The following is a 25,200-nucleotide window of genomic DNA, read 5'->3' on the forward strand; positions in this document are numbered from 1 at the left end:
ACATGACCCGCTGGCCGCTCCCCCAATACATGGCTCTCGCCCTCGCGCAAGCCCGCGAAGCCGCCGATTCGGGGGAGGTCCCCATCGGCGCCGTGGTGGTGAAGGATAAAAAGGTGATCGCCACCGGCCGCAACGCCCCCAGGGCCCGCCACGACCCCACGAGCCACGCCGAAATCGAGGCGATTCGCGAGGCCGCGCGAATCCTCGGCGACGAGCGGCTGACCGGATGCGAGCTGTGGGTGACCCTTGAACCCTGCGCGATGTGCGCTGGCGCGATCGCCCATGCCCGTATCGCGAGGCTCTACTACGCTGCCAGCGATCCCAAGGGCGGGGCCGTCGAACACGGGGCGCGCGTCTTCGACCACCCCCAGTGCCTCCATCGTCCGGAGGTCTATTCCGGCATGGGCGAGGCCGAAGCGGCGGATCTCCTGCGCACCTTCTTTCGCGAGCGGCGTTGATCGGGGCCGGGAAGATAGAAAGAAGGACTCTTCAAGAGGCCATCGCTCCTTGACCCCGGGATCGGCAACCTCACCACTCTCAGCCAAGGTGGCGCGCGGGACGTGAGCCAGACAGTTTGGGGAGCCCGAGGGCGATGGCCCTCGGAATCACTTTCCTGATTGTCCAGCTCAAAGTCCCCGCCAGATCTTCATCGCGGTATCGTCGCGCGCGCCAAGCCGCCGGGAGTCGCAGGCGCGGGGGCGAAAGTCCGCGCCGTAGCAAAGGCGCACCTCCTGGAGCCAACCCTTGCGGCTGAGGTGGATGCCGATGGCCTTGCGTGGCCAGTCCTGGTTGCGCGCGAGGAAGGCGTCGCGAACGTCTCCGGCTCTCAGGTCCTCCTTGCGCGAGAGACGGTCGGCGTCGGGCCAGTGCACCGAGCGCCACAGGATCGCGCTCACGCGGTAGTACTTGGCCGGGTCCTTCGTCATGCAGCTGCCGTGCTTGGCCCATTCGTGGACCAGCAGCGTGGGCGATGGGGTCATGCACAGGTGTTTGCGCAGCGTTTGCGGGCGGGGCAGGGGCGTTGCCGCGCACCACTGCGGGGAGGGGCCCCGCGCGGCCTCGGGCCAGAGGCCGTGAAGGATGAAGCCGAAGCGCCCGAAGCGGGTGTCGCACTGCATCGCCTTGGGATTGCCGTGGGTCTTGCACCAGTCGGGCGACCAGCTGGCCGCCAGCGTGTAGCCCGCGACGGGACGCGGGCGGGCAGGGCCATCGGGGGTGACCGGCCCTGGCGGCGCCAGTTGGCGCGGCATGCGGCACTGGTAGGCTTGTGCGAGGGCGTGCTGGGGGCCAAGGGGCATCGCCACGAGGACGAGGACGAGGGCGAGGCCGAGCCCGATGCAGATGCCCGTGCGGGCCATCCTAGCCGAAGATGTCCCGGTGATCGGGGACCTGGCCCCTGGCGTGCACCCAGGTGCGCGCATCGGTGCACAGCAGGAGCGCCACCGAGGCCAGTTCGAGCGCGAGGTTGGCAAGGCTCAGCGCCAGATGGAGCGTGCCGGGGGCCGTGTACTCTTCCCAGAAGACGATGGTCATCGGCAGGTCCAGCAGGGAAAGGCCGACATAGAACCACAGCGCGATGGCGTTGGCGCGCCGCGCGATCATGAACCAGAAGCACAGGTAGTAACCGATGGCATACATCGCCATCAGCACCATCGGCAGGCTGCCGGGCTCCTGCGCATAGGTCAGCGGCACGGTGGCGAGGGCCGTGAGGCCCTGCACCAGCATCAGGGCGCCGAAGATGCGGATCGAGGTCGGCCGGGACGGCATCGCGCGCGGTGCTCCCGGCTCAGAGCGGGGTGAAGTCGAGCCCGATGTCGGCCGCCGGCGCGCTCTGGGTGAGGCGCCCGACCGAGACATAGGTGACGCCCGAGGCGGCGATCGCACCGATGGTCGCGAGACTGACGCCGCCCGAGGCCTCGGTGGGGACGCGCCCGGCGACGCGGGCCACGGCTTCACGCAGCATGTCGGGCCCCATGTTGTCGAGCAGGAGGTGGTGGGCGCCCGCCTCGATGGCCGGTTCGATCTGTTCGAGGTGGTCGACCTCGCAGATGATCTGGGCAACGCCCGCTTCGCGCGCGCGCGCCACGGCCGGGCCGACGCCGCCCGCGACAAGGACGTGGTTGTCCTTGATCATGGCCGCGTCCCACAGGCCCATGCGGTGGTTCTGGGCGCCGCCCATGCGCGTGGCGTACTTCTCGAGGTGCCGCAGGCCCGGAATGGTCTTGCGCGTGTCGAGAAGGGTCGCGTGGCCCTCCATCGCATCGACGTAGGCACGGGTCATCGTGGCGATGCCGGACAGGTGCTGGACGGTGTTGAGCGCGCTGCGCTCGGCCGTCAGCATGGCGCGCGCGTTGCCGGTGAGGCGCATGAGGTCGGCGCCTGGCTGGACCTGCGTGCCTTCCGCGACGAGAATCTCGATCTCCATATCGGGATCGAGGGCGCGGAAGAAGGCCGCGGCCAGCGGCAGGCCTGCCACCGTGATCGCATCGCGCGAATCCATGACGCCCGAGAAGCGCGCGTCGGCATCGATCACGCTTTCGCTGGTGACGTCGCGTCCGCCTCCGGGAAGTCCTTCGCCCAGGTCCTCGGCGAGGGTGGCGGCAACGAATGTGTCGATGGCGAAGGCCTCGGATGCGAGGCCGGACAGGGTCGGCTCAGTCATGTGCGTGTCCTTGCCAAGCGATTGCCCGCCTGTCGAGGAGGCGTTGCATCCCGGATTTGCAAAATACGCAAAAGGAGCGCATAGGGGCTCCAACACGAGCTCACAGGCCACAAGGCGCTCGTGGCTGCATGACCCAGGACCCACGGCCCGGAGCCCCCCCGCTCCAGGTGCCCGCAGTCCCCCCGGATCGCTGTTCAGCCCAACCCTGCCGATGCCCGGACGCCCCCCGCGTCTGCCGGGCGTTTTTCGGCTGCCGTTCTGGCCCGCCCCGCTCGTGCCCGGGATCGGATTCCGTGCGCACCCGCAAGGGAGCGCAAGGTCCTCCCGTTCAACAGCAATGCCGGGTCGCCGGTACACGATATAGGAGCAGTTTCATGGCCCAGGGCCCCATCAAGCCTTTCCTCATCCAGAAGGACGAGAGCGGCAATTTCCGTCTGACCGTGCGCACCACGCGCTACAACTCGATCGGCTATCCGATCGTCTCGTCCAAGCTGCAGGATGAGATCTTCGAGACGCAGTCGGCGGCCAAGGCCTTTGCCCGCAAGAACTTCAACGCCGAAGCCGGCGAGTACGCGACCAAGTAAGGTTCCGCAAAACGCCCGGCCGGACACCGGCTACCCCTTGCACCTGAATGGCCGGTGCCTCGTGCGACGAAGGGCCCTGCCCGTCCCCTGGAAAGGGTGACCGGCAGGGCCCTTTTCGTTTCGTTTTCCGGCGGTGGTTCGTGGGTCAGTGCACGAAGCGGGCGATCACGTCGCGGTAGCTGCGCGAGACCTTCACCTGCGCGCCCGAATCGAGCACGAGGAAGCATTCGCCGTTGGTGTGCGGCTTGACCTGGCGGACCTGGTTGAGGTTGACGATGGTCGAGCGGTGGACGCGCTGGAACACGCGCGGGTCGAGGCGGCGCTCCAGGTCCTTCATCGTCTCGCGCAGGATCAGCGAGTTGTCGGCGGTGCGGATGCACATGTAGTCACCCGCCGCCTCGATGTGCTCGATCGTGTCGACATCGATGCGGAAGATCTGGCCGCGATCCTTGATGTTGATGAGCTTCTCGTAGCGCTCCGAGGCGGCCTGTTCGGGGTCTTCCGGAATATGATCGACCGCATCGGGGGCAACTTCGGCGAGCACCGACTTCAGCTTCTCGGCCTCTTCGGCGGACTTCTTTTCCGCGATGCGCTGGCGCACGCGGGCCAACGTGTCGTCGAGCTTGCTCTCGTCGACCGGCTTCATCAGGTAATTCACCGCGTTGGCCTCGAAGGCGCGCACGGCGTGTTCCTGGTAGGCGGTCACGAAGACGAAGAGCGGGGGTTCGATTTCCATCACGCCCTTGACCACCGAGAAGCCGTCGAAGCCGGGCATCTGGATGTCGAGGAAGACGAGATCGGGCTTTTCGGTCTTGATCTTGCGGATCGCCTCGCGCCCGTTCGAGCACGTGTCGATGATCTCGACGTCGGCGTATTTCTCGAGGCGCAGCTGCAGGCCCTGGATGGCCAGCTTCTCGTCGTCGACAAGGATCGTGCGAATTGTCATCTTTTTACTTCTCCGGAAAAAAGCGCAATGCGCGCCATCCCCCTTTGTTCCCGCCCCCTTTGGTGATTGCGGGTGGTGTGCTCAGCGTCCCGCCAGGGCGGCCAGGGGTGGCCGACCGGGCAGGTCTTCCTCGGCTTCGTCCCGGCGTTCGGCGGGCATCTCGATAAGGACGGCAAAGCCGCCCTCGACCGGTTCGAGCGTCTCGAAACGGTGATCCTCGCCGTACGCCTGGTCAAGCCTGTCACGAATGTTCGATAGGCCAACGCCGGTGGATACCGGCTCCCCTCCATCGTAGGTCATGCCCGACAACCTGTTGTCGGTGGTGGCGCTTTGCAAGCCCGGCCCGGTATCGGAGACGGTAATGCGAAGCGTAGGGCCGATGAGCTGCGTGGCGATGGTGATCTCGGCCCCGGTTTCCTGCGGGCTCACGGCATACTTGATGGCGTTTTCGACCAGCGGCTGGAGCAGCAGCGAGGGCAGCAGGCACTTCTCGGTGGCGGGATCGATGGTGAAGGTGGTGCGCAGCCGTTCCTCGAAGCGCATGCGCTCGATGTCGAGGTAGAGCTTCAGCGTCTCGACCTCCTGCGCCACGGTCACCCGCGCCGAGGGCTTGTTGACGAGGGTGTAGCGCAGGAACGAGGAAAGTCGGCTCAGCATCGCGTTCGCCGGCTCGGTCTGCTTGAGCAGCACCAGCGTCGAGATCGAGTTCAGCGTGTTGAACAGGAAGTGCGGGTTGAGCTGGTAGCGCAGCATGGCCAGCTGCGCGCTCGTCGCCTGGCTTTCGAGCCGGATCAGCTGGTCGTTCTGCTCTTCCACCTGAAGGTAGAAATTGATCGCGTAGTAGAGCGCGGACCAGGCGCCCAGCAGCGTCGCGTCGATGTAGAGCACGCCCAGGAACAGCTGGGTGAAGCTGGCGTCGCTGTCGGTGCGCCAGAGCGACCAGACCCAGGCGTCGATGAAGGCGTGGAGCGAGACCGCAAAGGCCAGGATCACCGCGGTCAGGCCCCAGGTGATGATCGGGCGGCGCGCGATGAGCCCCCGGTAGATCACCGAGAGGACGAGCGAGATCGAGAAGCCGGTGATCGTCTGGATCAGCACCAGGACCAGCGAGGTCAGGGGCTGGTTGTTGGCGATCATCGACATCGTGCGCAGCAGCATCGCACCGGCCCAGCCGGCGGTCTGCAGGCGCCAGAAGGCCTTGTCCTTGTTCGCGAAGAACGGAATCGGCTGGATGGGCAGTACGCGCATGACCATGGTCTAGCCTAGATTGGGGGCGGCCCGAAACCGGGCCGCCTGAAAAGCAGTGGGCTCAGCTGTCCTGTGCGGAGCGTGCGGTGCGCGCTTCGTCGAGCGCGCGGGACAGCTGGTCGATGCCGACCGCGCCTGCGATCAGGGCGTCGCCCGCGACCCAGCTTGGCGTGCCGGTGAAGCCCAGTTGGCTCGCCATCTTGAGGTTGCGCTGGATCTCTTCCTCGACCGTCGGGCTCTCGGCCACGCGGCGCGCGCGCTCCATGTCGAGGCCGACCTTCTGCGCGACCGCCTCGATGGTGGCGTCATCGACCTGGCCTGCCGCGTACATTGCGTCGTGGAACGCCGGGTACTTGCCCTGTTCGGCGGCGGCGAGCGCCATGCGCGCGGCGGCCGGGCTTGCCGGGCTGATCACGGGCAGTTCGCGCACGACGATGCGCAGGTCCGGGTTCTTCGCGATCAGCGCCTGCACGTCGGGCAGGCTCTGGCGGCAGTAGCCGCAGGCAAAATCGCTGAATTCGACCAGCGTCGTGGTGCCATCGGGGTTGCCCAGGACCGCGCCGGGGAAGGGGGTCTCGACGCTCTGGCGTACCCCGGCGAGCTGCTCTTGCGATTCGCGCTTCTGCAGGTTTTCCATCGCCTGGGGCAGGATCTCGGGGTGTTCGAGGATGTAGTCGTGGACCACGCGTTCCACCGCCATGCGGCCGCCAAACCAGCCGCCTGCGCCAATCACGGCGATAGCGGCAATCCCGGCAGCAAGCTTCGTTCCCATTCCCATGTGTATCCTGGCGTCCTGTCTGGTCTGTCGAGGGTGGTCGGTGGTTGTGTGCAGGCGCCCTAGCGGCGCTCGGCGCGGCGTTCCAGTTCGGCGCGCGCCTGCATCTCGATATCCTGGGCACGAAGCCAGTCGGCGGAGTATTCCGGCAGGCCCGCCTCGGCGGCCTGGGCGCTGCGCAGGGCCTCGGCCATGCGGCCCGAGAGGGCCTGCTGTTCGGCGCTGGCGAGGTAGGCGCGGGGCATGTCGTTGTCCTGCGCGTAGATGACGCCCAGCTGGTACCAGGCAAAGGGGTTCTCACGGTCGCGCACCACGGCGGCCTTGAGCACGCGGCGCGCCTCGTCGTGGTTGGCGCGGTCCTCGGTGGCGATCAGCGCGTGGCCGAAGAGGGTGGCGATGAGCGGCTGGTTCCCGGTTTCCTGCGTGGCCTTGCGCAAGGGCTCGAGCGCCTTCTTGGGCTGCCCGCTTTCCAGCAGGATCTGCCCCTGCATTTCCAGGAAATAGGGATCGTCGGGATCGGTCTCGACCAGGGCGGCGACCTCGGCGCTCGCCTTCTCGAACTGGTTCTCGCGGTGGTAGGCGTAGGCGCGGGCGTAGCGTGCGGGGACCGTGTTGACGGTCGTGGGGTACTCGCGAAAGACGAGGCGCGGCTCGGCCAGATAGCCGAACAGCTTGGCCTTCATGCGCACGAAACGCTTCTGCATGGCCGCATCGGCCGGTTTATCCCAGGCCGGGTCCTTCTGGTAGGTGTCCTGGAGCGTCTGGATGCGGTCCCCGGTGAGCGGGTGGGTGGAGAAGAACTCGTCGCCCTCCTGCGGACGGTAGCCATGACGAAACTCGAGGTTCTGCAGCTTCTTGAAGAACTCGATCGAGCCGCGCCCGCTGATCCCGGCCTGGGAGAGATACTCCGCGCCCGCCGCGTCCGCCGAGGCTTCCTGGGAGCGGGTGTAGGCGAGGAACTTGCCCATCGCGGCCTGCTGCCCGGCCATCATCACGCCAAGGCCCGCTTCCGCGCTACCGGCCGCCGCCGCCGCCGCGCCCAGCAGCAGCGAGAGGATCGAGATATTGCTCGCCGCCGAGGCACCCGGGCGCAGCACGGCATGCCCGCCGGTGACGTGGCCCAGTTCGTGCGCGATCACGCCCTGGACTTCCTCGGCAGTGTCCGCCTCGTTGATGAGGCCTGCATTGACGTAGACCGCCTGGCCGCCTGCAACGAAGGCGTTGACCGACATGTCGTTGACGAGAACGATGTCGACGTTCTCGGGCTCCAGCCCGGAGGCCGCGATCAGGGGCTCGGCCATGTCGTGCAGCAACGCCTCGGTCTCGGCGTCGCGCAGGATCGATTGCGCAGCGGCCGGGGAGGCCGACCAGCCCAGCAGGGCCAGAACGGAAATCAGGGCAGCGGCGAAACGCATCAACGGCATGGTGCCTCTAGGGCCTTTCGGGCCTTAACCGGTGCTGAAGCGCCCTTCAGACAGGGCGCCGGGGAACGGTGCGAAGCCTAGCGAGGGCGATGGGCCGTGGGAAGTGGGGAACAGGGAAGGATAACGCCCTTTGACGCCGGAACGGACGACAACACGTCCTTCGGCTACCGCTGCATGCGGACGTGAGGTCGACAGTTCGGGGAGCCCGAGGGCGATGGCCCTCGGATATCTCCTGTTCAGCCTGGCCGGCGCGCTCAATCGAGCAGGTGGCGCGCCGCGCGGTCCAGCAGGCGCGCGTCGTCGTCGATCTTGCCCAGCAGGATAAGCCGCCCCTCGGGGGTGCGGCGGGCGACGAGGACGGCAAATTCGCTGCCCTGCGCGCTCTGTTCGAAGGGCTTGGGCGGCATCTGGCGCAGCGCGGCCAGGAGTTCCTCGTGGCGGGCGATCAGGGCGCTGGCGTCCCCGGCCTCGGCGCGGCGCAGGTCGCGCTCGGCCCGGACAACGGCCTTGAGGCCGCCGGGCGTCGTGGCAAGCAGGTCCTTGAGACCCCCGCGGGCAAGGCCCAGGCGCTGGCCGTGGGCCATGGCGGTGGCGAATTCGGTAAGGCGCGTCTTGTCGTAGTCGGTCCCGAAGACGAGCTTGGCCACGGGCAGCAGCGGGGCGCGCTCCTGCACGGTGATCTCGGCCTGGGCGAGCAGCTCGGCGTACGCGTCCGGAGCTTCTTCGGTGGCCAGTGCGAAGTCGTAGGCGCGGCCGATGGCCGCGTAGAGCGCCTCGCGCGAGCGGCTTTCGCAGCCGCGCGTCAGACGCGCTTCCTCACGTGCCGCGCCCAGCCAGTCGGCGAGGTCGCGCGGGGCGGGGGGCGCAAAGCCGGTCGGCGCGCTGGCGGCCAGGTCCGCCGGATCGACGAGGCCGAACTGCGCGGTCGGCAGTTCGAGCGAGAGCGCAGGCAGTTCGAGACCGCGGGCGATATCGAAGGCTTCATCGGCGGGGCCATCGGCCCATTCGGTCATCGGGGTCGTTTCGCGCAGCATGGCGGGCACGCTTTCGTCGGCCTGCGCGGGCGCATCGCCCCCGCGTGCCGCGCGCGCCTGCGCCTCGGCCGCGCTCAGCGTCTTCCAGTTGATGACGCCCAGGATCGCATCGATGGTGGCATCGTCGCGCGCGAAGGGGAGCAGGATCCCGCGGTAGAGCACGGTCTCGCCGCGCTGGTTGACGAATTCAGCCTCGAACCCGATCGGGGCCTGGTTCGCGAGGATCTGCATGTAATGGTCGGTGATGCGCGAGAGCAGCGAGCGGCTGGGCACCTCCGCAAGGGTGCGGATCGGCGTGTCGAGGTCGCACTCCTGCGCCAGCGTGGCGCCCACGAACCGGACGATGGGGTCCTCGATCCCCTCGGCGAAATCGAGGAGGACGCTGTTGGGCCCGAAGTCGAAGATCGTCTCGGGGGCAAGGTCGTCGGTGTGGGGAAAGGCGCGTTCGCCCAGAAGGCCGGCCCAGAAGTTGTAGGCGCGTACCTGCATGCGCCGCTCGTCGCGGCCCACGCTGGCAGGCGTGTCCGATTCGGTGTTGCCCGCCTCCTCGAAAGGCACGTCGGGCTCGGAAAACTGACCGCGCAACGTATCCATGTGAAACCCCAAGTCTCCGACAGGCCCATCGTCATGCCTTGCCGTGGTAAAATAATCTTTAAATGCGCGCCCCAGTGGCTCAATGGGGGATCAATTGGAGGCTCAGTCCTCGCCGACGAGACCTTCGCCCAGACGTGGCAACGGGGCGAGCACGCGCAGCAGCAGGAACCCGGCGAGGAGCGCGACCGATCCGGCGTGGAGCGCGAAGGGCAGCCCCTTCCAGTCCGCCAGCGCCCCCCAGATCCACGCGCCGATGGCCATGCCCCCGAAGGTGACCGCCTGGTAGATCGAAAGGCAGCGGCCCAGGATCGATTCGGGCGAGCGCAGCTGGACTGCGGTGTTGATGGTGGTGAGGATCAGCACCCAGGCCATCCCCGAGATGAACGCGGCAGGCAGGGCAAGCGGAATCGTGCGGACCTCGGCGATGATCGAGAGGGAAACGACAAAAGCCCCCGTGCCCAGCATCAGGATGCCCTCGAGGCCGAGCTTGCGCCGGATGGTCGTGCCGAACGGGGCCGCGCAGATCGAGCCGATCCCGAACAGGCCGAGCATCATGCCGAAGTCGATCTCGGTGCCCCCGATCTGGTCGCTCACCACGGTGGGCAGCAGCGCCTGGTAGGCCGAGAGTCCAAGGCCCAGTGCGAAGCTGCGGGTGAGGATCCGGCGCAAGGGGCGGGTCTTGGCGCAGTAGCTGAGTCCGGCCCAGACGGCGGGCAGGATCGGGGTCGGGGCGATCTTGCGGTGCTGCGGGCGCCACCACAGCAGCACGCCGATGAGGCCGATGTAGCTGACCGCGTTGATCGCAAAGGCGAAGGAGACATCCCAGATCGAGATGAGGAGGCCGCCCAGTGCAGGGCCTACCGAACGCGCGATGTTGAAGGAGATCGAGTTGAGCGCAATCGCCTGGGGAATCTGGCGCGGCGCGACGACCTGGCGCACCGAGGCCTGCCAGGCGGGCGCGTTGAGCGCGGTGCCGATGCCCACGCTCAGGGTGAAGGCGAGCAGCAGGATGGGCGAGATGAGCCCGGCATAAGTGAGCCCCGCCAGCAGGCTGGAGACAAGCAGCATGCCCGATTGCGCGATCAGCATGACGATGCGGCGGTCGTAGTTGTCGGCAATCGCGCCCGCAAACACGCCAAAGAGCATGATCGGTACGGTGGTCGAGGCCTGGACCAGTGCGACGAGCTGGTGCGAGCTCGTCAGGTCGGTCATCAGCCAGGCCGCGGCCACGCCCTGCATCGTCGCGCCCAGGTTCGAGAACAGGTTCGCGATCCAGATCGAACGGAAGACGGGGTGGCGAAACGGAGAAAACGGGCCGTCAGGACCGCCGGGCGAGGTCTGCGCTGTCGCCGAAGGCGGGCGGGGGCTTTGCTGCGATCCTTCCACGCTTTCGGCGTTAGGGGGCACGGCGCGCGGCGGCAAGCCTTATGGGCCTGTCCAGGCGGTAAATGGCGTGCCTAGAGCAAATAGCGCATGCGGATCGTCAGGCGGGTATTCTCCGCACCGGTGGCGAAGGCGGCCTTGTCGAAAGCCGGCGGTCCCATGCGCACGGGCGCATCGCGCGAGAAGCCGAAGCCCTCGCGCGGGATGATGAGGGCCTTGTCGAGCTTGCCGTTGGCGTTCTCGTCGTGGATCAGCGCGACGGCGTAGCGCCCCTGCGCGACCGGTCCGAAGTCGAGTTCCACGTCCTTGCTGGCCGGAACGATCAGGCGGTGCGCCTCGGGGTCCTTGTCGCAGTCGGGAAAGGTGTCGGGATTGCGGGTCAGGCAGGCCAGGATCTGCCCCTTGGTGGAGCGAAGGTCGGTGATGCGGGCGGTGACGTGGGGCACCGCGCCTTTCACGGCGAGCGCACTGGTGACGACCTTGGCCGCGGGCGCCGAAGTGCCCTCGTCCCCGGCCCCTGTTGCCCCCATCGCGAGCGGGGCAAGGGCGAGCAGGCTCAGGGCGTGGATATACCCCGGTCGGTCCCGCAGAGGTGGTCCCAGAACCGGAAATAGAGGCCGTAGTTGCATCGGTACTGCTCGTGGTGGCGGTGGTGGTGCGAGGCGGTGATCAGCCAGTGGCCGAGCCGCGAGCGGACAAGGGCCTGGGGGAAAATCTCCCAGCCCATGTGGTTGGTAATGCCCATCACGGTCATGATGGTGAGCACGAGGCCGAGCATGGCCACGTGGATCGGGATGAGAAAGACGAGCGCAGGGATCACCACCGCGCCCGTCACTGCCTCGACGGGGTGGAAGCTCATCGCCGCCCAGGCCGTCGGCGGGCGGCTGGCGTGGTGGACCGCGTGGGCGATGCGGAACACGCGCGGGCGGTGCATCCAGCGGTGGGTCCAGTAGAACCAGGTGTCGTGCGCGAAGAGGAAGAGAAAGACCGAAAGCGGCATCCACCACACAGGGTAGTCGGAAAAATCGGTGTAGATGCGCGTCCAGCCATGGGCCTGCCAGCCCCAGGCCACGATCCCGGCGGGAACGCCGTAGATCCCGGCCGAGAGCAGTGACCAGAAGATCTCGCTGCGGATCTGGCGGTCCATCCCGGCATAGAGTCCGGGCCGGGCGCGCCGGGTGATGAGCGCGAAGAGGCCGGAGGTCGCCAGATAGCGCCCGCCCACGATGGCCGTCATGGCCAGAGCCGAGACGAGAAGGGCCCAGAGGCCGGGGGCGGACAGCGATCCCATATACCCGCTTATGCCTGCCTGCTGGACGCCTGCAAAGCCATGGCGGGAAAAGATACGCCGAATTCAGTGCGATCCGGGTTTAGTAAAGACAGCAAGAGGTTTCCGAGGGCCATCGCCCTCGGGCTCCCCGAACTGTCGATCTCACGTCCCGCGCGCAGCCTGGGTCAAGACAGGTGAGGTCGCCCGTTCCGGGGTCAAGGGGCGATGGCCCCTTGAATCATCTCTTCTTTCCTTTTGATAAGGCCAGAAACGAAACGATCCCGAGAGCAAGAGCCCCCGGGATCGTTTCGTTTACGTGCGATGGCGCGGCAGGCTCAGCCCGCGCGGCGCACCGCGTTCTTGTGCGTGCCCACGCTCTTGCCGCCGCGGGGACGGAAGCAGCGCTTGTGCTCGCCTTCGCCCGCACCGCCCGCGTTCGCGCCGTTGTTGCGCTCACCGCGCGGAGCTTCGCGGCGATCCTGGCGCTCGCCCTCACCGCCCTGGCGATCGCGGCGCGGCTTGCCGCCGCCCGAACGGCTACCCTGGCCACCGCCGTTGCCGCCCCGGGCGTTGTTGCCGCCGCGGCCACCGCCCGAGCGGCCCTGGCCCTGGGGCTCGGGCTTGCGGCGGGTGGGAGCGGGCAGGCGGCGTGCCTCGACCACGAAATCCTCGGGCAGGCCGAGCGCGGTCAGCTTGACGCGGGTCAGGCGCTCGATATCGCGGATGTAGGGCTTCTCGTCCGGCGCGACGAAGCTCACGGCCACGCCGTCGGCACCAGCACGCGCGGTGCGGCCGATGCGGTGGACGTACTGTTCGGGCACGTTCGGGATCTCGAAGTTGTAGACGTGGGACACGCCCGAGACGTCAATGCCGCGCGCGGCGATGTCGGTCGCGACAAGGACGCGGATCGTGCCCTGGCGGAAGCCGCCGAGCGCGGCGGTGCGCTGGGCCTGGCTCTTGTTGCCATGGATCGCGGCGGCGGGAATGCCGGCAGCGGTCAGGTGGCGCACCACGCGGTCCGCGCCGTGCTTGGTGCGGGTGAAGACAAGCGCGCGGTCGATCGCGCCGTGCTCGGCCTTTTCTGCGGCGTCCTCGGCGAGGCCTTCCCGCAGGCGGATGGTGAGCAGCGCCTGCTTCTCGGCCTGGTTGATGAAGGTCGCGTACTGTTCGACGCGCTCGGCCGTGGTCGACTGCGGGGCGACCTCGACCTTGATCGGGTTGTTGATGAACTGCTTGCCCAGCTCGGCAATGGCCTGGGGCATGGTGGCCGAGAAGAACAGGCTCTGGCGCTGCTTGGGGAGCAGGGCGGCGACGCGCTTGAGCGGCACGATGAAGCCCAGGTCCATCATCTGGTCGGCTTCGTCGAGCACGAAGATCTCGACGTGCTTGAGGGTCAGCGCGCGGCTGTCGATGAGGTCGAGCAGACGGCCCGGCGTCGCGACAAGGACGTCGCAGCCACGCTCGAGCGCGCGGGCCTGCTTGCCCGCCGGAACGCCGCCGAAGACGCACTGGATCGAGAGGTTGAGGAACTTGGCATAGCCCCGCATGTTGTCGGCGATCTGCGCGGCCAGCTCACGCGTGGGCGAGAGCACCAGCATGCGGCAGCCCGCGTTCTGGCGCGGCTTGGGATCGGCGGCGAGGCGGTGCAGCGAGGGCAGCGAGAAGGCTGCCGTCTTGCCGGTCCCGGTCTGCGCGATGCCCAGCAGGTCGCGGCCCTCGAGAAGCGAGGGGATCGACTTGCGCTGGATCGGCGAGGGATCGGTATAGCCCTTGGCCTCGAGCGCACGCAGCAGGGGCTCGGCCAGACCAAGGTCGGAAAAATAGGACATGCACGTCACTTTCAAGTTGTCATGCTTGGTGCGCGCCGGAAATATCGAAGCAAGCGCGCGCACGGCAAGGTGTCGTTCGGGCGACCCTGCGTGAAGAAGGAAGCTTGGTTCTATCGCAACCGCTCGTCCGGGCCGGTCCGGGATTTTTCGGCTTTTCGCCTATCCCTGGACCTCACGCCGCTCGCGGACTGCAGCGCAGGAATCACTCCTGCGCGCCGGTTGCGGGATGGCAGATAGGGGCGTTCTGTGGAAAACGCAAGATAATTGCGCTTGCCGGTCCGATCCGAATCGGCTGAGCATGGGCCCATGTCCGAGGTCCCCTCTCCCTGCCGCAACACCTGCGCGCTCGATTCCGCCCGGCGGGTCTGCCGCAGCTGCCACCGCACGATCGAGGAAATCGTCGCCTGGCCCCGCCTCGATGAGGCGGGCAAGCGCGCGGTCTGGGCGCGGCTGGATGCGCTGGCGACAAAGTGAGGGAGCCGATGCGCGAGCCTGACTTGCAGGTTGATGGCTGGTGTCTGGACGATGGCGAGGTCTACCACGCCGCCGCGCCGGATACGTTCTGGATACCCTCCCTGGGTGAGCGAGAGAACCTGGCACCGGGCGATCTGGTGAAGCTCATCTTCCGGATTCAGGTCGATTGCCCCGATGAGCCGGTCGCCGTCGAACGCATGTGGGTCCTCGTCCGCGCGCGCTACGACGGAGGATTTCTGGGCCTTCTCGACAACGATCCCAGCAGCATCCGCGAGAACGACACGTTCTGGAGCGGAATCGAGCTTCCTTTCCAACCGTGCCATGTGATCGACATCGACAAGGGGGATGCCAAAACGCGCGCACTTGCGCAGAGCACCCCAAGGCGGCGCTGGCCAGGAGCCCAGGCAGTCTAGCTCAGCTCTCCCGGTCCCACTTCTGCGTTTCGGGGTCGGCGCTCACCACCAGGCGGCGCAGGGCTGCGCGGGCAAGGCGCTCGACCTCGACCTTGCGGCGCGCAGCGGCAAGCTGACGCAAGGGGGCCGGCCGCAGGATCTCGGCGTCGTAGCTGTCCGCCACGATCACCCCGCACGCATCGGGCAGGAACGCCTCGGTCTCCAGCGGGGCGCGGTCGAGCGCGGGGGGCAGCGCCCAGTAGAACCTGTCGCAGAACTCGAGATAGTCGGTCCACTTGCCATCGCCAAGCAGATCGGCCCGGCTCACCTTGATCTCCACGATGATGACTTGCCCGCGCGCGTCCACGCCCATCAGGTCCGCGCGTCGACCGTTGCGCAGCATCATCTCGGGCAGGCACCAGATGTCGTTGCGGGCAAAGAGCCGCGAGACGCCGCGCACGACGTCGGAGGCAACGATGGAGGCGCCGCTGTCGGCAGCGGGATCGGGACGAATCGAATCGGTGACGGCCATGACCGCCATGATAAGAACAAAATGGGAACTTGCAACGTGTGGCGGACAGCTCAGGCCATTCGGCGCGCGGTCCCCTGCGGACTGAGGGCCAGATGGAGGAGCCCGTCGCGGGTGCGCACGAACTCGCTCCACAGCGCGCGGGCGGCGGCCTGGGGATGGCTCCCGCGCGCAAGGGCGGCGAGCAGTGCGGACAGTCCCGCCTCCATGATCGCCGAGAGGTCCGCGATTTCCTGTTCGGCCTGGAGGCGGCGCTCCTCTCCGGCATCGCGGACTTGCGCGGGAAATGCCCGGATGGCCTGGGTAAGCGGGGGGCAAGGCGTTCCGGCGATGCTGGCAATGGCTTGCGCGGCATCATGCAGGGCCGACCACTTCATCGACAGCGCGCTGGCCGATCCGTTTCCGAACTGGGCGCGCCCCGACCGGCCAGATCCGGAACCTGTGGCGGCAAATTTGCCCGTCTTGTGCGGAGTCGCGTCCATAATCAGCTCAATCTAGGCGCGGCGCGCTTGCCAATTTCCTAACTGCCGCGCATTCATGCGGCGAACCCGCGCCTCTTCTGGGTGAAGTTCCTGCACATGCGGATGGATTTGGCGCTGGCGTCCCTGCCAAGGCTCTGCTAGGCGGCGCTTTACTGCACCCGTAGCTCAGCTGGATAGAGCGCTGCCCTCCGAAGGCAGAGGCCACAGGTTCGAATCCTGTCGGGTGCGCCAGCCTTCTCAGAGACTTATCGATCATTGAAGGGTTCTTTTTGGGCCCTTCTCCCGGATTATCCCCGGATAATTCGCCTTTGGCGGGTGTCTGAAGCAGGCCCTTGGCCATCTGGATGCAGCGAGCAAAATAAAACCGCTGGGAGGACTGCCATCCTCACCAGCGGTCGATACGAAGCTGTAGCTACCCTTCTTCCCTACGCCATCGCCGAATCGCCTGCAAGGCGGAACCTCGTTGGAGGTGCGCCATGACAGGTGTCACGCAAAAGCATGGTGGCCTGCACGCGGCGATAAGCGGCAAGTGGGCGCTGATTGACCTTATCCGCGAGGTTGGCCGGGACGGCCTCAAACTCAACGCGCGTCAGATCCGTTACCTTGAGCTGTGCATCAAGTGGTGCCGCGACGGCGACTTTCGGCGCGGGGCAATCTGCGCGCATTGGAACAGCGTCGACGCCGTGGCGGGAGAGCTCGGTTGCAGTCCTCGGCAAGTCTGGAACATCGAGACATCGCTCGAGCAGGCCGGGCTGATCCAGCGCACGTTCGGGAAGAACGGCCGCCGCTGCGCCAAGCGGGACAGTTCCGGGCAAATCGCATGGGCTGCCGGGATCAATTTGTCGCCGATGCTCACGCAAGAGAAGCAAGCCTACCTTCTCGACCTCCAGAAGGAGCTCAGCGAAGAGCGGGCCGCGCTGGAAATCTTGCGCGCTGAAATCCAACTCGTACGGCGCCGGATCCAGGTCTGCGGAGACACTGGTGCAATCCGGAAGATGGATGCGATCCTGCCTGGCGGGCGTACATCGCGTCTGCGGGACAGGCCCCACCTCGAGGAACTTCTTGCTGCCCTGCAGTCCGTTCGGACCGCCATTTCCGCAGCTTGCGGTGCAACCAAAATTTCCGATGAGGATGCAAAAACTGCCGACGCGTCGGAAATTTCTGGGGCACCATATACCCCTCTTAAACACTCTAAAAACCTTCGTACGCCTCCGGCCGCCAGCGAAGCGGCTCGAGTCACGCCGCGGCAGGCCATGTTGCTTGCGTCTGCGAGCTATCGGATGAGGGTCGAAGCCCTGGGGGGCGCCAGTGCGGCAAATCTGGTTGAAGCTTCGGCACAGGTCTGCAGCGAACTCGGTATCGGGCCTGCCGGTTGGGGCTCTATTTGTCAGCGCTTGGGGAGGGAAGCGGCCGCCTTGGCCATTCTTGTCATCCACCGCAATGCTCGGCTTCCGCAAGATGATCCCTATCACGCGCGCGATCCAGCCCGATGCGCTTTCGGTTTGGCCAAGCGGCTAGGCGGGGTGAACCTGCAGGGCATGCTGATGGCAGGCCTGCGCATGGATCTTGACCGCGAGTTGCCGCGCCAATTCGCAAGGCCCGAGCCGACAGAGGAGCGCCGGTACTCTGCGGAGGAACTCACAGCGTCTTTCCTCGCAAACTTTCAATTGGAGGTGCTGCCATGAGCGTTTGTTTGCTCTACCGGCCGCAGGGCCGCCCCTGCCCAACAGGGCTCTGGTCCCATTCCTCGATGATCGGCGGCTATCCTAGGACCTCGCTGACTCATGGGGAAGTAAGTGAATTTCACACTCCACGTTACGGCGTAAGGCGAGCGGATCAGGCCGGAGCCCGCAGAATTGCGCGGTTCTACGGAGTAGGCTGGGCGCTAGGGCGATCGGCAAAGCTGGTTCTGTCGACCTTCCGGCGTAGGGCGTCCCTCTACGCCCATCGTAGAGGCGCAGAAATTTGCGGTTTTTCGCCTAGTCTCCCAATCGGGGGAGGCACAGCATGGCTCAGGTAAACGTCAGCTACGATGATGGGCTTCTGCGTCGTCTCGACGCCCTTGCAGAGCGGCAGAACGTGTCGCGGCCGGACCTGTTTCGAGCTCTTGCCGAAGAAGCGGTGCGAGCGGATGAACAGGGCCGCGCAATGTTCGATCCTCCTGAGCAACCGGTACGTCCCGATGACGCGGTGCGCCTGGTTCAGGAGCTCAGCGCCTTGCGTATCGATCTCGATCGCTTGCTGCGCTCGGCGGAGAAGCGCGAGCGCAACCTTCTCATGGCGAGCCATGCGACCGAAGAGGCGAACCGCAACGCCAGGGAGACGCATGCCAAAGAACTCGCCGGCCGTTTCAGGGAGGGAAGCTCACCGTTCTTCCAAGCGCTGCAGGAGCTGCAAGGGCAGATCACTAGCAAGCTGGACGAGGTCACCTCGGCTGTCGAGCGACCATCGGGACAAGCTGCAATTGAGGCGCATCTCGTATCGCTGCGAAAGGAGGTGCTGGCCGGACTCCAACAGAAGCGCCCGTCGCTCCACTGGCACTTCTTCGACCAGTTTAAACTGGCGAGCTGGGAAACCGCTTTCCTCCTCGTCGTGGGCCTAATTGCCCTTTCGATTGTACAGGTGGGGGCCGCGAAAGTCCTGCCTTACAGCTGGATCGCGACGCCTGTCGCCAGCGCCCTCTATGGTTCATCCGACATTGGCATCTGCGAGCTCTATCGATCATCCCGCCGACTGGACCAGTGCCCGGTCCTCGCCCCGATCAAGACCGGAGGGCAGCCATGATTTCGATTGGAGCCGTGGCAGGCGATGGCGCCGCGTATTACGCATCCGACAACTACTACACAGCGGATGAGGCCGTCGAGCAAAGCGAGTGGGTCGGTCGGGGCGCCGATGCGCTGGGCCTATCGGGCAAGGTGGACCCGGAGATCTTCGAACGGATGCTTTTGGGCAAGCTACCCGATGGCAGCCAGTTAGATGCCCGTCGTGGCGAGCACCGGCCCGGCCTCGATCTGACTCTATCCGTGTCCAAATCGGTGTCCCTACTAGCGATCATCGGCGGGGATAAGCGGATCGTTAGCGAACTGAAGCAGGCAGTTGGCGCGACCCTGGGTTGGATCGAGAGGAACCTTATCGAGACCAAAATCTGGGATGGTGAGCGACAGCAGGTCGAGCGCAGTGGCAATCTCCTAGCCGCGACCTTCCTGCACGACGTGAACCGGAACGCAGAGCCGCAATTGCACATCCACGCCGTGGTCCTAAATGCCACTAAGGCGTCAGATGGAAAGTGGCACGCGCTCAGGAACGATGAACTCTTCCGTCGCCAGCATGCGATCAGCGCGGTCTTCAATTCCGAGCTTCGCGGCCGACTCGAGGGGCTCGGCTACGAGACCACTCCGGCGCGTAATCCCGTGGACGGGGCCTTCGAGCTCACTGGCATCAGCCGCGAGATCATCGAGGCCTTCTCGACCCGTTCGACCGAAATCCGGGAAGCGTTGGATGCGGAAGGGCGGGGCTCGCCTCGCGAACGGGAGATCGCAGCCCTGGCCACGCGGAAAGGGAAGGAGGTCGCGCCCGATCCGGCAAAGCGCGCGGAAGGATGGCGCGATCTGGCCGCAACGGTGGGGCTGGATGCGCAGAAGGTGGTGCGCGCGTCCATTCAGCGGCTCGAGCGCGGACAGTCGATGTGGGACCGGGTCATCACCGGGATAAAAGGGATCGGAAATCAAGGAGTTGCGCTGGTGTCGGCCATGGGACTTACACCGCGGGCAGACGATCCTCTCGTGCCGGAACGCATCGGCCGTCTCGAACCCAGGGCCTATGCGGCGGCCGAAGCGGTAGCCTCGGCCTCGCGTGATCTGTCCGAGCGCGAAGCAGGCTTTGACCGGATCGACCTGCTTGGCCGGGCGCTGGACCGGATGGGACCGATGTCCGTCGCCGAGGTTGAGCATCGGATAGACCTTTTGGTTGCGAAGGGCCTGCTCGTCGGCGGTGATCGGCTGCTGACACCAGAAACCGCTGTACGCCTCGAGGAGCGCATTCTCGGGCATCTGCAGGCCGCGCGGGGTGCATGCGTTCCCATGATGCAGCGCCCTGAGGCGGCCGCTCGGGTTCAGGAGGCCGCCCAAGACCTAGGACTGCGCCGCCTGAATCCAGGGCAGCAAAAAGCCGCCGTAGACATCCTCTCGAGTACAAACCGGGTGCACTATGTCCAGGGCGGAGCTGGCACGGGCAAATCGGCTTCTCTAAGTCCGGTCGCGCAGGTAGCGCGCGAGGAAGGGCGCGCCGTTCATGCCCTTGCCATCGCATCGGGCACCGCGCGGGATTTTGGCGAGAAGGTCGGAGTTCCCGGGCAGTCGATTGCCGCCTTCGTCGCCCGCCACAGGGGCGTGCTGGATGGCAGCGCGGGGGCGGACAAGCTCTCCGAACTGCGCAGCACTCTCAGCGGATCGTTCGTAATGGTGGACGAGGCCTCGATGATCCCCAATCAGCAGTTCGAACAGTTGCTGCGCATTGCATCCGCGCTGGGCGTCGAGCGCCTAGTCATGGCGGGCGATGTCAGACAGCTACCGCCTGTCGAAGCTGGCAAGCCTTTTGAAATGACTCAGGCAAAGGGCGCCCCCACGTCGCATATTCAGGAGAACCTGCGGGCGGCGTCACCCTTGATGAAAGAGGTGAACGCGGCCCTTGCGGAGAACGACGTCGGCGGTGCCTTCCGGCTTCTCGAAGATAGAACGACCGAGGTGGGAAACCAGGAAGCGGCCAGTCTTGCCGCCCAGCGATGGGCGTCCCTCGACGCCAAGAGCCGAGACCGCACGCTGCTCCTCGCCCCAAGCCGGGCGATGCGCAGCGCCATCAATGCCGCGGTCCAGCAGGAACTGCGCACGGCAGGGGAAATCGGAGCTGCGGCAAGTCCGCAGACCGTGCTGGAGAAAATCAACGTGACCCGCGAAGGCGCGCGGCAATTGCGCGCCTGGACCGGAGGCAACGTGGTCGAGTTCAGGACGAACCTGCCGTCCCAGAGTCTGTGGAGGGGAGAACGCGGTACGGTTATCGACCGCGAAGGAAACCGCGTTACGCTGTGCATGTCCGATGGCAGCATCAAGACCATTTCACCAGAACGCCTGCCGCGAAATCTCAAGCACGATGCCGTGTCGCTCTACCGGGAAAAGCAGATCGACCTGCATGTAGGGGACCGCGTGCGCTGGACCGACAACAACCAGAGCCGAGGGCTTCTCAACAACCAGCAATCGTCAATCACCGCGATCACCGCAGAAACAGTCACGGTGCGGCATGCCGATGGAATGGAGATCGATCTCAGGCGCGATGATCGGGCACTGGAAAAGCTCGACCTTGCCTACGCGTTGACGGTCCATGCCAGCCAGGGGATGACGGCGCAGAGCGCCATTCTTGTGATGCGCGAACAGGAGCGCCACCTGAACTCGACCCGCTCGTTCCTGGTGTCCGCGACGCGCGCGACCGACAACCTCTCCCTGATCGTCGACAACGTGCAGGGCGTGGAACGCGCGGTGATCCGCAACGCGGGCGATAAGGCGAGCGCCCTGGAAATCGCGGACCAGGGGCGCCGTCCCGGCGAATCCGAGACCGACTATCTCAAGCGCAAGCTGGGCTTCGAGGATGCCCGGCCAGACCTGAGCCAAGCCGGTGAAGCCAAACCTGAAAACGCCAAGGTCGACCTGCCTGAGCGTAACATCGAACGCAGCCGGTGAGCCCTGATGCTCACCTGTCCACACTCCCACACCTTCACATGTGAACACGAGGACGCCTGAACATGTCCACCATTGCCATCATCAGCCAGAAGGGCGGCGCCGGAAAGACGACGCTTGCCATCCATCTGGCCGCAGCCGCCGAGCGTATCGGTCAGGTGTCGCTCATCATCGACACCGATCCCCAGGCCACCGCCAGCCAGTGGGCGGAATGGCGGGAAGGTGCCGCGCCCGAAGTCATCGACAGCGCGCCGCCGCGCATCGCCGCGAAAGTCTCCGCAGCGAAGGCCCAAGGCGCGCGTTTCGTAGTGATCGACACACCGCCCCACGCCGACAGCGCCGCAACCCGAGCCATCGAGATCGCCGATCTGGTCCTTGTGCCCTGCAGACCCAGCGCCTTCGATCTCGCCGCCATCCGCACCACCATCCAGCTGGCAAAGCTCGTCGGCAAGACGGCCCATGTCGTGTTCACCGCCGGTCCACCTAACGCCCCGCGCATTTACGAGGATGCTCGCGACCTCGTCAGCGGGTTCGGGGCGCAGTGCTGTCCAGTCCTGCTACCGGACCGGGCGGTCTACCGGCACGCCAGCGCCCAGGGCGCCACCGCCTTCGAGCTCGAACCCGAGGGCAAGGCGGCGCAGGAAATCGCAGCCTTGCACATGTGGGCCTGTGCGCAGTTGAACATGTCCACATGTTCACACGGATTGGAGACCGCCCAATGAGCCGGTTTGCCAATCTGGCCGACAAGGCCCCGTCCTCCACTCCCGCAAAGGAAGCCAGTCCAGGCTCGGCAACGGATAGCCCGGTCACGCCGCCCAGTCGTGTTGGAAGGAAAGCCATCTCAGGGTACTTCTCGCCGGAGATGTCTCTGGCCATGCACATGTGTGCCCGCAAGCAGGGCATGAGCCTTCAGGACCTCATGGCCGAGGCCTTTAACGACGTCCTGAGGAAGCATGGTGAGAGCCCGATCGGCAAATAGGCCCACGCGGAAATCTGTCTCGCAAGAAGGAACTGGCGATGGAAATGCAGCAGAGCGATACTGTCTGGTCGACGCTACCCGCCGATCTGCGTCAGCAGTTGGAGGGCTTGTCGAAGCGAACCGGGCGTTCGGTGGCTTCCTATCTAGAGGAATCCTTGCGGTTGTGTCTGCAGGATTTCGAGGACGAGTGCGCCGCTCGTGAAATTGTGGCGGTGAGAAGCATCTCCGATGTTTTGATCTCAAAATGACGCGAATTCGCCAGGTGCGTGAGTGCGGGGCCAATGCACGCTCTCATGGACATGTTTAGAAGTGGCGCGGTTCTGGGGCTCATTGTCTCCCGCCTCGACCCGACCCATTTCGGACCCTCAGCGCCGGAATTCGGCGCCTAGGTCCGGACCGGCAGCTATCCCGGCAGATGTCAACCAGACCTGGCAGTTCCTTGCCCCGCGTCAGAATGGCCGCTCTTGTGCCAAAGTAGCGCAAGACTCTAATTTTGATCCTGCGCGTGTCTGACGACCAGTTTAGCTGCGGGAGAAGTCTGCGAGATTCCTGTCTGGCAAGGGCGATAGTTCATCCGTCAGCTGCGAATACGGCCTCAAGGCGCTCGATGAGACCTGCCCTACGATCGGCGGGAAGCTTGGCAAGGTTCTGCTGCCTCCACCTTACGGCGGGCAGATCGACGGCTCCGGGCAGACCAAGCAGATCCCAATCGGGCTCACCGCGCTTGAAGCCGAGCAGGAACCGGCGATGCTCGGCGGGCATGTCCGTGACTATGAGCCGCACCAGCCTTTCGCGCGCCTCGATCAGCTCACCCAGCGGCACAGGCTCTTGAGTCATGCCCTCGAACCCGCGTGCGAACTCCTCCTCGAGGTCTTTTCGCGTTGGCGCAAGGATGTCCGCCATCGGCCGGTTGTGGCTCAGGATGTAGACGACGAACGCCCGGCGAAGCTCGTCACTGATACCTTCGTTGGCCAGCAAATCCCGCACATCGAAGAGGTCCCGTGGATGCTGGCGGTCGAGTGCGGCGACGATCTTGCCTGCATAGAGATCGGCGAACGAGACCACGGCGATCCGCGCATAACCGAACGTGTCTTCGACGAGCGCCGAGACGTCCGTCTCGACAGGCTCGTAGACGGCCCCGCGCAGCACTGGTGTCACCTCAATCTTGATCTGCGCGGTGCCATCGCGAACGACCAGCCTTGTGACGATGCCTTCCTTCTGGAGCCGACTTCGCGCCACATGGACCCCGGGAATGCCAGCTTCGATCCGTTGCGCGATCCTTTCCATGCCGGCGTCAATGGCGGCCAGCGAGGCCGTTCGGTCCGCCACGGGGAGGTAGGTCAGATCGATATCGACCGACAGGCGCGGCATGTCCCTCACGAACAGATTGATCGCGGTGCCCCCTTTGAGGGCGAAGTCGGGTTCGGCAGCCACGAAAGGGATCGTGCGCAGCAGCAGCGCTACCTGATTGTGGTAGTCTTCAAGAAAGGCCATCGATCTCGTCCGGAACAGTGATGAGGTAAGTAGGATCGAGCTTGCCGCCCTTCACGAGCACGCGCTTGCCAGTACCAAGGTCCACGGCCGAGCGGTCCAGCCGCTCAAGCCAGGCATGGCGATGGCGGTCGGCGAAGTAGAAGAACAGTCGCTTCACCTTGATGCTGGTGCAGGATGCCAGCTGGACCTGCAGGCTGCGGGGACTGAGGTTCGCCAGGCCCTCCATCAGCATGTCGACCTGGTGGAAGGTTTCGCGGCCCGGCAGCTCGTCGAGAAGCTGGAACAAGGCCCGTTCGGCACTGGCGAGGCGCAGGCCCCATTTGGCAGTTCCGCCACTGATCAGAAAACCGCCTGGCAGGAAGGGAAGCGGCTCATCGCTCGCACCGCTCTGTGCATCATCGAATTGCGTGACGACCGGATCATCAGGAAACAGCCGTTGGCTGTTGTGCCAGACAAACTCGACCTCGAGGGGCAAGGCGGCAAGCCAGCCGGGCAGCCTTTGCGCGCCATAGAGGTGAACCTCCCTGCGCCGCCCCAGATAGTGGCCATACCCCAGTTCCTCCAGCGCGCTTCGCCCGCCCACGGTGACGTCGCTCTCGAGGAAGGTCTGAAGGGATATGATAGCCTCGCGCCAGCCGAGCGGGCTGTTTCCGCGGCGATATACGCGCGGAGCCGGCTGATTGAGCCATCCCGCCTTGACGTACTGGCTGCGAAGCGAGGAGGAGTAGCCGCGACGCTCCAGCCAGGCCGCATCGACAAGTGCTCCATCCGGCAGTTGCTGGAGTTGGTTCAGCTTTCCTCGGTTTCCGGTAGCCATACTAAGTTTCTTAGCGCCAATTCAAACCAAAGGGAAGTTTGGAATTTTCTGAAAAACCGTAGCATGGCTTAGCATAGTGGCGCCGTTTCAAACCCGGAGTTCGAAAGCAACGCGCCTTTGCAGGTACCACCAGCTGCCATGTAGCGATAACACTCAGCAATCCTTTGTAGGCCTCGGCGCCAGCCTGATCCGGGACGAACCACCGCGACGGATGTCAGACCTCGTTTCTGAATGCAGAATTTCCAGATGCTTCACGTGAGGCGCGATCATGAGGGCAACACTTGGCAGATCACAGAGGCGTGGAACAAGAATGACTACGGTCGGCAATGCATCTTTGGTCACTGGAGAAGTCGTGGTAGCCAAAGCCTGGGCAGCCAAGTCACGGAATTCTTGATACTTGTTCGACGGCCGAACGAAATTGGTAGGCTGGCTGGCGACGGCTGCGAAATACGTCGCTCGCAAGCCCGAGGAGACCGACGAAGGCGTCCTGCTCAACGACCTTGCCCCGAATGACGAATGTGCTGAACAGCCACGATGCATCAATCGCGCGGATCTCGG

At 65.5% G+C, this 25,200-nt stretch carries 26 protein-coding genes and 1 tRNA gene; 11 read left to right on the plus strand and 16 right to left on the minus strand.

Annotation, left to right across the window (positions count from 1 at the left end; all coding sequences use genetic code 11):
• Positions 1 to 2: 2 nt before the first annotated feature.
• Positions 3 to 458 (plus strand): nucleoside deaminase, encoded by a 456-nt coding sequence (locus HT578_RS13320; RefSeq protein ID WP_039389786.1) that lies wholly within the window; start codon positions 3 to 5, stop codon positions 456 to 458.
• A 168-nt stretch (positions 459 to 626) separates the two neighbouring features.
• On the opposite strand, the gene HT578_RS13325 is transcribed toward HT578_RS13320, so the two are convergent.
• Genes HT578_RS13325 through nadC form a run of 3 tightly spaced genes read right to left on the minus strand, consistent with a single transcriptional unit; the run spans position 627 to position 2,662 of the window.
• Positions 627 to 1,358, minus strand: coding sequence for a ribonuclease T2 family protein (locus tag HT578_RS13325; protein WP_213500001.1), 732 nt, complete (start codon positions 1,356 to 1,358; stop codon positions 627 to 629).
• Between the two features lies 1 nt (position 1,359).
• Complete coding sequence (locus HT578_RS13330; RefSeq protein WP_213500003.1) at positions 1,360 to 1,767, minus strand: hypothetical protein; 408 nt, start codon at positions 1,765 to 1,767, stop codon at positions 1,360 to 1,362.
• A 19-nt stretch (positions 1,768 to 1,786) separates the two neighbouring features.
• Positions 1,787 to 2,662 (minus strand): carboxylating nicotinate-nucleotide diphosphorylase, encoded by an 876-nt coding sequence (gene nadC / locus HT578_RS13335; protein WP_213500004.1) that lies wholly within the window; start codon positions 2,660 to 2,662, stop codon positions 1,787 to 1,789.
• 374 nt (positions 2,663 to 3,036) lie between these two features.
• Here nadC and HT578_RS13340 point away from each other — a divergent pair, with 374 nt between their 5' ends.
• Positions 3,037 to 3,246 (plus strand): hypothetical protein, encoded by a 210-nt coding sequence (locus tag HT578_RS13340; RefSeq protein ID WP_039389778.1) that lies wholly within the window; start codon positions 3,037 to 3,039, stop codon positions 3,244 to 3,246.
• Positions 3,247 to 3,391: 145 nt separating this feature from the next.
• On the opposite strand, the gene HT578_RS13345 is transcribed toward HT578_RS13340, so the two are convergent.
• From HT578_RS13345 to HT578_RS13385, 9 genes are all read right to left on the minus strand, one after another.
• Positions 3,392 to 4,192, minus strand: coding sequence for a LytR/AlgR family response regulator transcription factor (locus HT578_RS13345; RefSeq protein WP_039389775.1), 801 nt, complete (start codon positions 4,190 to 4,192; stop codon positions 3,392 to 3,394).
• Positions 4,193 to 4,273: 81 nt separating this feature from the next.
• On the minus strand, positions 4,274 to 5,440 hold the full coding sequence (locus HT578_RS13350; RefSeq protein ID WP_039389773.1) for a sensor histidine kinase: 1,167 nt from the start codon (positions 5,438 to 5,440) through the stop codon (positions 4,274 to 4,276).
• A gap of 61 nt (positions 5,441 to 5,501) precedes the next feature.
• Positions 5,502 to 6,212 carry a DsbA family protein gene (locus HT578_RS13355; RefSeq protein WP_338422137.1) on the minus strand — a complete coding sequence of 237 codons (711 nt, stop codon included), beginning with the start codon at positions 6,210 to 6,212 and terminating at the stop codon, positions 5,502 to 5,504.
• A gap of 65 nt (positions 6,213 to 6,277) precedes the next feature.
• Positions 6,278 to 7,639: a M48 family metalloprotease gene (locus HT578_RS13360; protein WP_422394353.1), complete on the minus strand. Its 1,362-nt coding sequence runs from the start codon at positions 7,637 to 7,639 to the stop codon at positions 6,278 to 6,280.
• A gap of 254 nt (positions 7,640 to 7,893) precedes the next feature.
• On the minus strand, positions 7,894 to 9,267 hold the full coding sequence (locus HT578_RS13365; protein WP_213500006.1) for a PAS domain-containing protein: 1,374 nt from the start codon (positions 9,265 to 9,267) through the stop codon (positions 7,894 to 7,896).
• A gap of 102 nt (positions 9,268 to 9,369) precedes the next feature.
• Positions 9,370 to 10,653, minus strand: a complete 1,284-nt coding sequence (locus tag HT578_RS13370) for an MFS transporter (RefSeq protein WP_213500007.1) — start codon at positions 10,651 to 10,653, stop codon at positions 9,370 to 9,372.
• 71 nt (positions 10,654 to 10,724) lie between these two features.
• The gene (locus tag HT578_RS13375) at positions 10,725 to 11,180 is read right to left on the minus strand and encodes a DUF2141 domain-containing protein (protein WP_213500008.1); all 456 of its coding nucleotides are present in this window, start codon (positions 11,178 to 11,180) and stop codon (positions 10,725 to 10,727) included.
• 26 nt (positions 11,181 to 11,206) lie between these two features.
• Positions 11,207 to 11,941, minus strand: coding sequence for a sterol desaturase family protein (locus HT578_RS13380; protein WP_239026284.1), 735 nt, complete (start codon positions 11,939 to 11,941; stop codon positions 11,207 to 11,209).
• Between the two features lie 314 nt (positions 11,942 to 12,255).
• Positions 12,256 to 13,749 (minus strand): DEAD/DEAH box helicase, encoded by a 1,494-nt coding sequence (locus tag HT578_RS13385; RefSeq protein ID WP_213500010.1) that lies wholly within the window; start codon positions 13,747 to 13,749, stop codon positions 12,256 to 12,258.
• A gap of 306 nt (positions 13,750 to 14,055) precedes the next feature.
• Here HT578_RS13385 and HT578_RS13390 point away from each other — a divergent pair, with 306 nt between their 5' ends.
• Both HT578_RS13390 and HT578_RS13395 read left to right on the plus strand, forming a co-directional pair.
• Positions 14,056 to 14,223, plus strand: a complete 168-nt coding sequence (locus tag HT578_RS13390) for a DUF1289 domain-containing protein (RefSeq protein ID WP_084591999.1) — start codon at positions 14,056 to 14,058, stop codon at positions 14,221 to 14,223.
• Positions 14,224 to 14,231: 8 nt separating this feature from the next.
• Positions 14,232 to 14,636, plus strand: a complete 405-nt coding sequence (locus tag HT578_RS13395; protein ID WP_213500012.1) for a hypothetical protein — start codon at positions 14,232 to 14,234, stop codon at positions 14,634 to 14,636.
• Position 14,637: 1 nt separating this feature from the next.
• Here HT578_RS13395 and HT578_RS13400 read toward each other — a convergent pair whose 3' ends face one another.
• Together HT578_RS13400 and HT578_RS13405 are read right to left on the minus strand one after the other, a co-directional pair.
• Positions 14,638 to 15,147 (minus strand): MmcB family DNA repair protein, encoded by a 510-nt coding sequence (locus HT578_RS13400; RefSeq protein ID WP_213500014.1) that lies wholly within the window; start codon positions 15,145 to 15,147, stop codon positions 14,638 to 14,640.
• Positions 15,148 to 15,197: 50 nt separating this feature from the next.
• A complete protein-coding gene (locus HT578_RS13405) occupies positions 15,198 to 15,626 on the minus strand; it encodes a hypothetical protein (RefSeq protein WP_239026285.1) in 429 nt (142 codons plus the stop codon).
• Between the two features lie 154 nt (positions 15,627 to 15,780).
• On the opposite strand from HT578_RS13405, the gene HT578_RS13410 reads away from it, so the two are divergent.
• The 7 genes from HT578_RS13410 to HT578_RS13440 all read left to right on the plus strand — a co-directional run bounded on the left by HT578_RS13410 (position 15,781) and on the right by HT578_RS13440 (position 22,579).
• Positions 15,781 to 15,857, plus strand: a tRNA-Arg gene (locus HT578_RS13410).
• A 245-nt stretch (positions 15,858 to 16,102) separates the two neighbouring features.
• Positions 16,103 to 17,311: a helix-turn-helix domain-containing protein gene (locus HT578_RS13415; RefSeq protein ID WP_213500016.1), complete on the plus strand. Its 1,209-nt coding sequence runs from the start codon at positions 16,103 to 16,105 to the stop codon at positions 17,309 to 17,311.
• Between the two features lie 322 nt (positions 17,312 to 17,633).
• A complete protein-coding gene (locus tag HT578_RS13420; protein WP_213500018.1) occupies positions 17,634 to 18,410 on the plus strand; it encodes a ribbon-helix-helix domain-containing protein in 777 nt (258 codons plus the stop codon).
• A complete protein-coding gene (mobF, locus tag HT578_RS13425; protein WP_213500020.1) occupies positions 18,407 to 21,355 on the plus strand; it encodes a MobF family relaxase in 2,949 nt (982 codons plus the stop codon). Before HT578_RS13420 ends, mobF begins: the two co-directional genes overlap by 4 nt.
• A gap of 62 nt (positions 21,356 to 21,417) precedes the next feature.
• On the plus strand, positions 21,418 to 22,074 hold the full coding sequence (gene parA / locus HT578_RS13430) for a ParA family partition ATPase (RefSeq protein WP_039389754.1): 657 nt from the start codon (positions 21,418 to 21,420) through the stop codon (positions 22,072 to 22,074).
• The gene (locus tag HT578_RS13435; RefSeq protein ID WP_039389752.1) at positions 22,071 to 22,331 is read left to right on the plus strand and encodes a ribbon-helix-helix domain-containing protein; all 261 of its coding nucleotides are present in this window, start codon (positions 22,071 to 22,073) and stop codon (positions 22,329 to 22,331) included. The genes parA and HT578_RS13435 overlap by 4 nt, the downstream gene beginning before the upstream one ends.
• 38 nt (positions 22,332 to 22,369) lie before the next feature.
• Positions 22,370 to 22,579 carry a hypothetical protein gene (locus tag HT578_RS13440; RefSeq protein WP_039389751.1) on the plus strand — a complete coding sequence of 70 codons (210 nt, stop codon included), beginning with the start codon at positions 22,370 to 22,372 and terminating at the stop codon, positions 22,577 to 22,579.
• 322 nt (positions 22,580 to 22,901) lie between these two features.
• Here HT578_RS13440 and HT578_RS13445 read toward each other — a convergent pair whose 3' ends face one another.
• A complete protein-coding gene (locus HT578_RS13445; protein ID WP_213500022.1) occupies positions 22,902 to 23,825 on the minus strand; it encodes a nucleotidyl transferase AbiEii/AbiGii toxin family protein in 924 nt (307 codons plus the stop codon).
• A complete protein-coding gene (locus tag HT578_RS13450; RefSeq protein WP_039389749.1) occupies positions 23,812 to 24,642 on the minus strand; it encodes a type IV toxin-antitoxin system AbiEi family antitoxin domain-containing protein in 831 nt (276 codons plus the stop codon). The genes HT578_RS13445 and HT578_RS13450 overlap by 14 nt, the downstream gene beginning before the upstream one ends.
• Between the last annotated feature and the right edge of the window lie 558 nt (positions 24,643 to 25,200).

This window comes from Novosphingobium decolorationis (genome assembly GCF_018417475.1).
GTDB lineage: Bacteria > Pseudomonadota > Alphaproteobacteria > Sphingomonadales > Sphingomonadaceae > Novosphingobium > Novosphingobium decolorationis.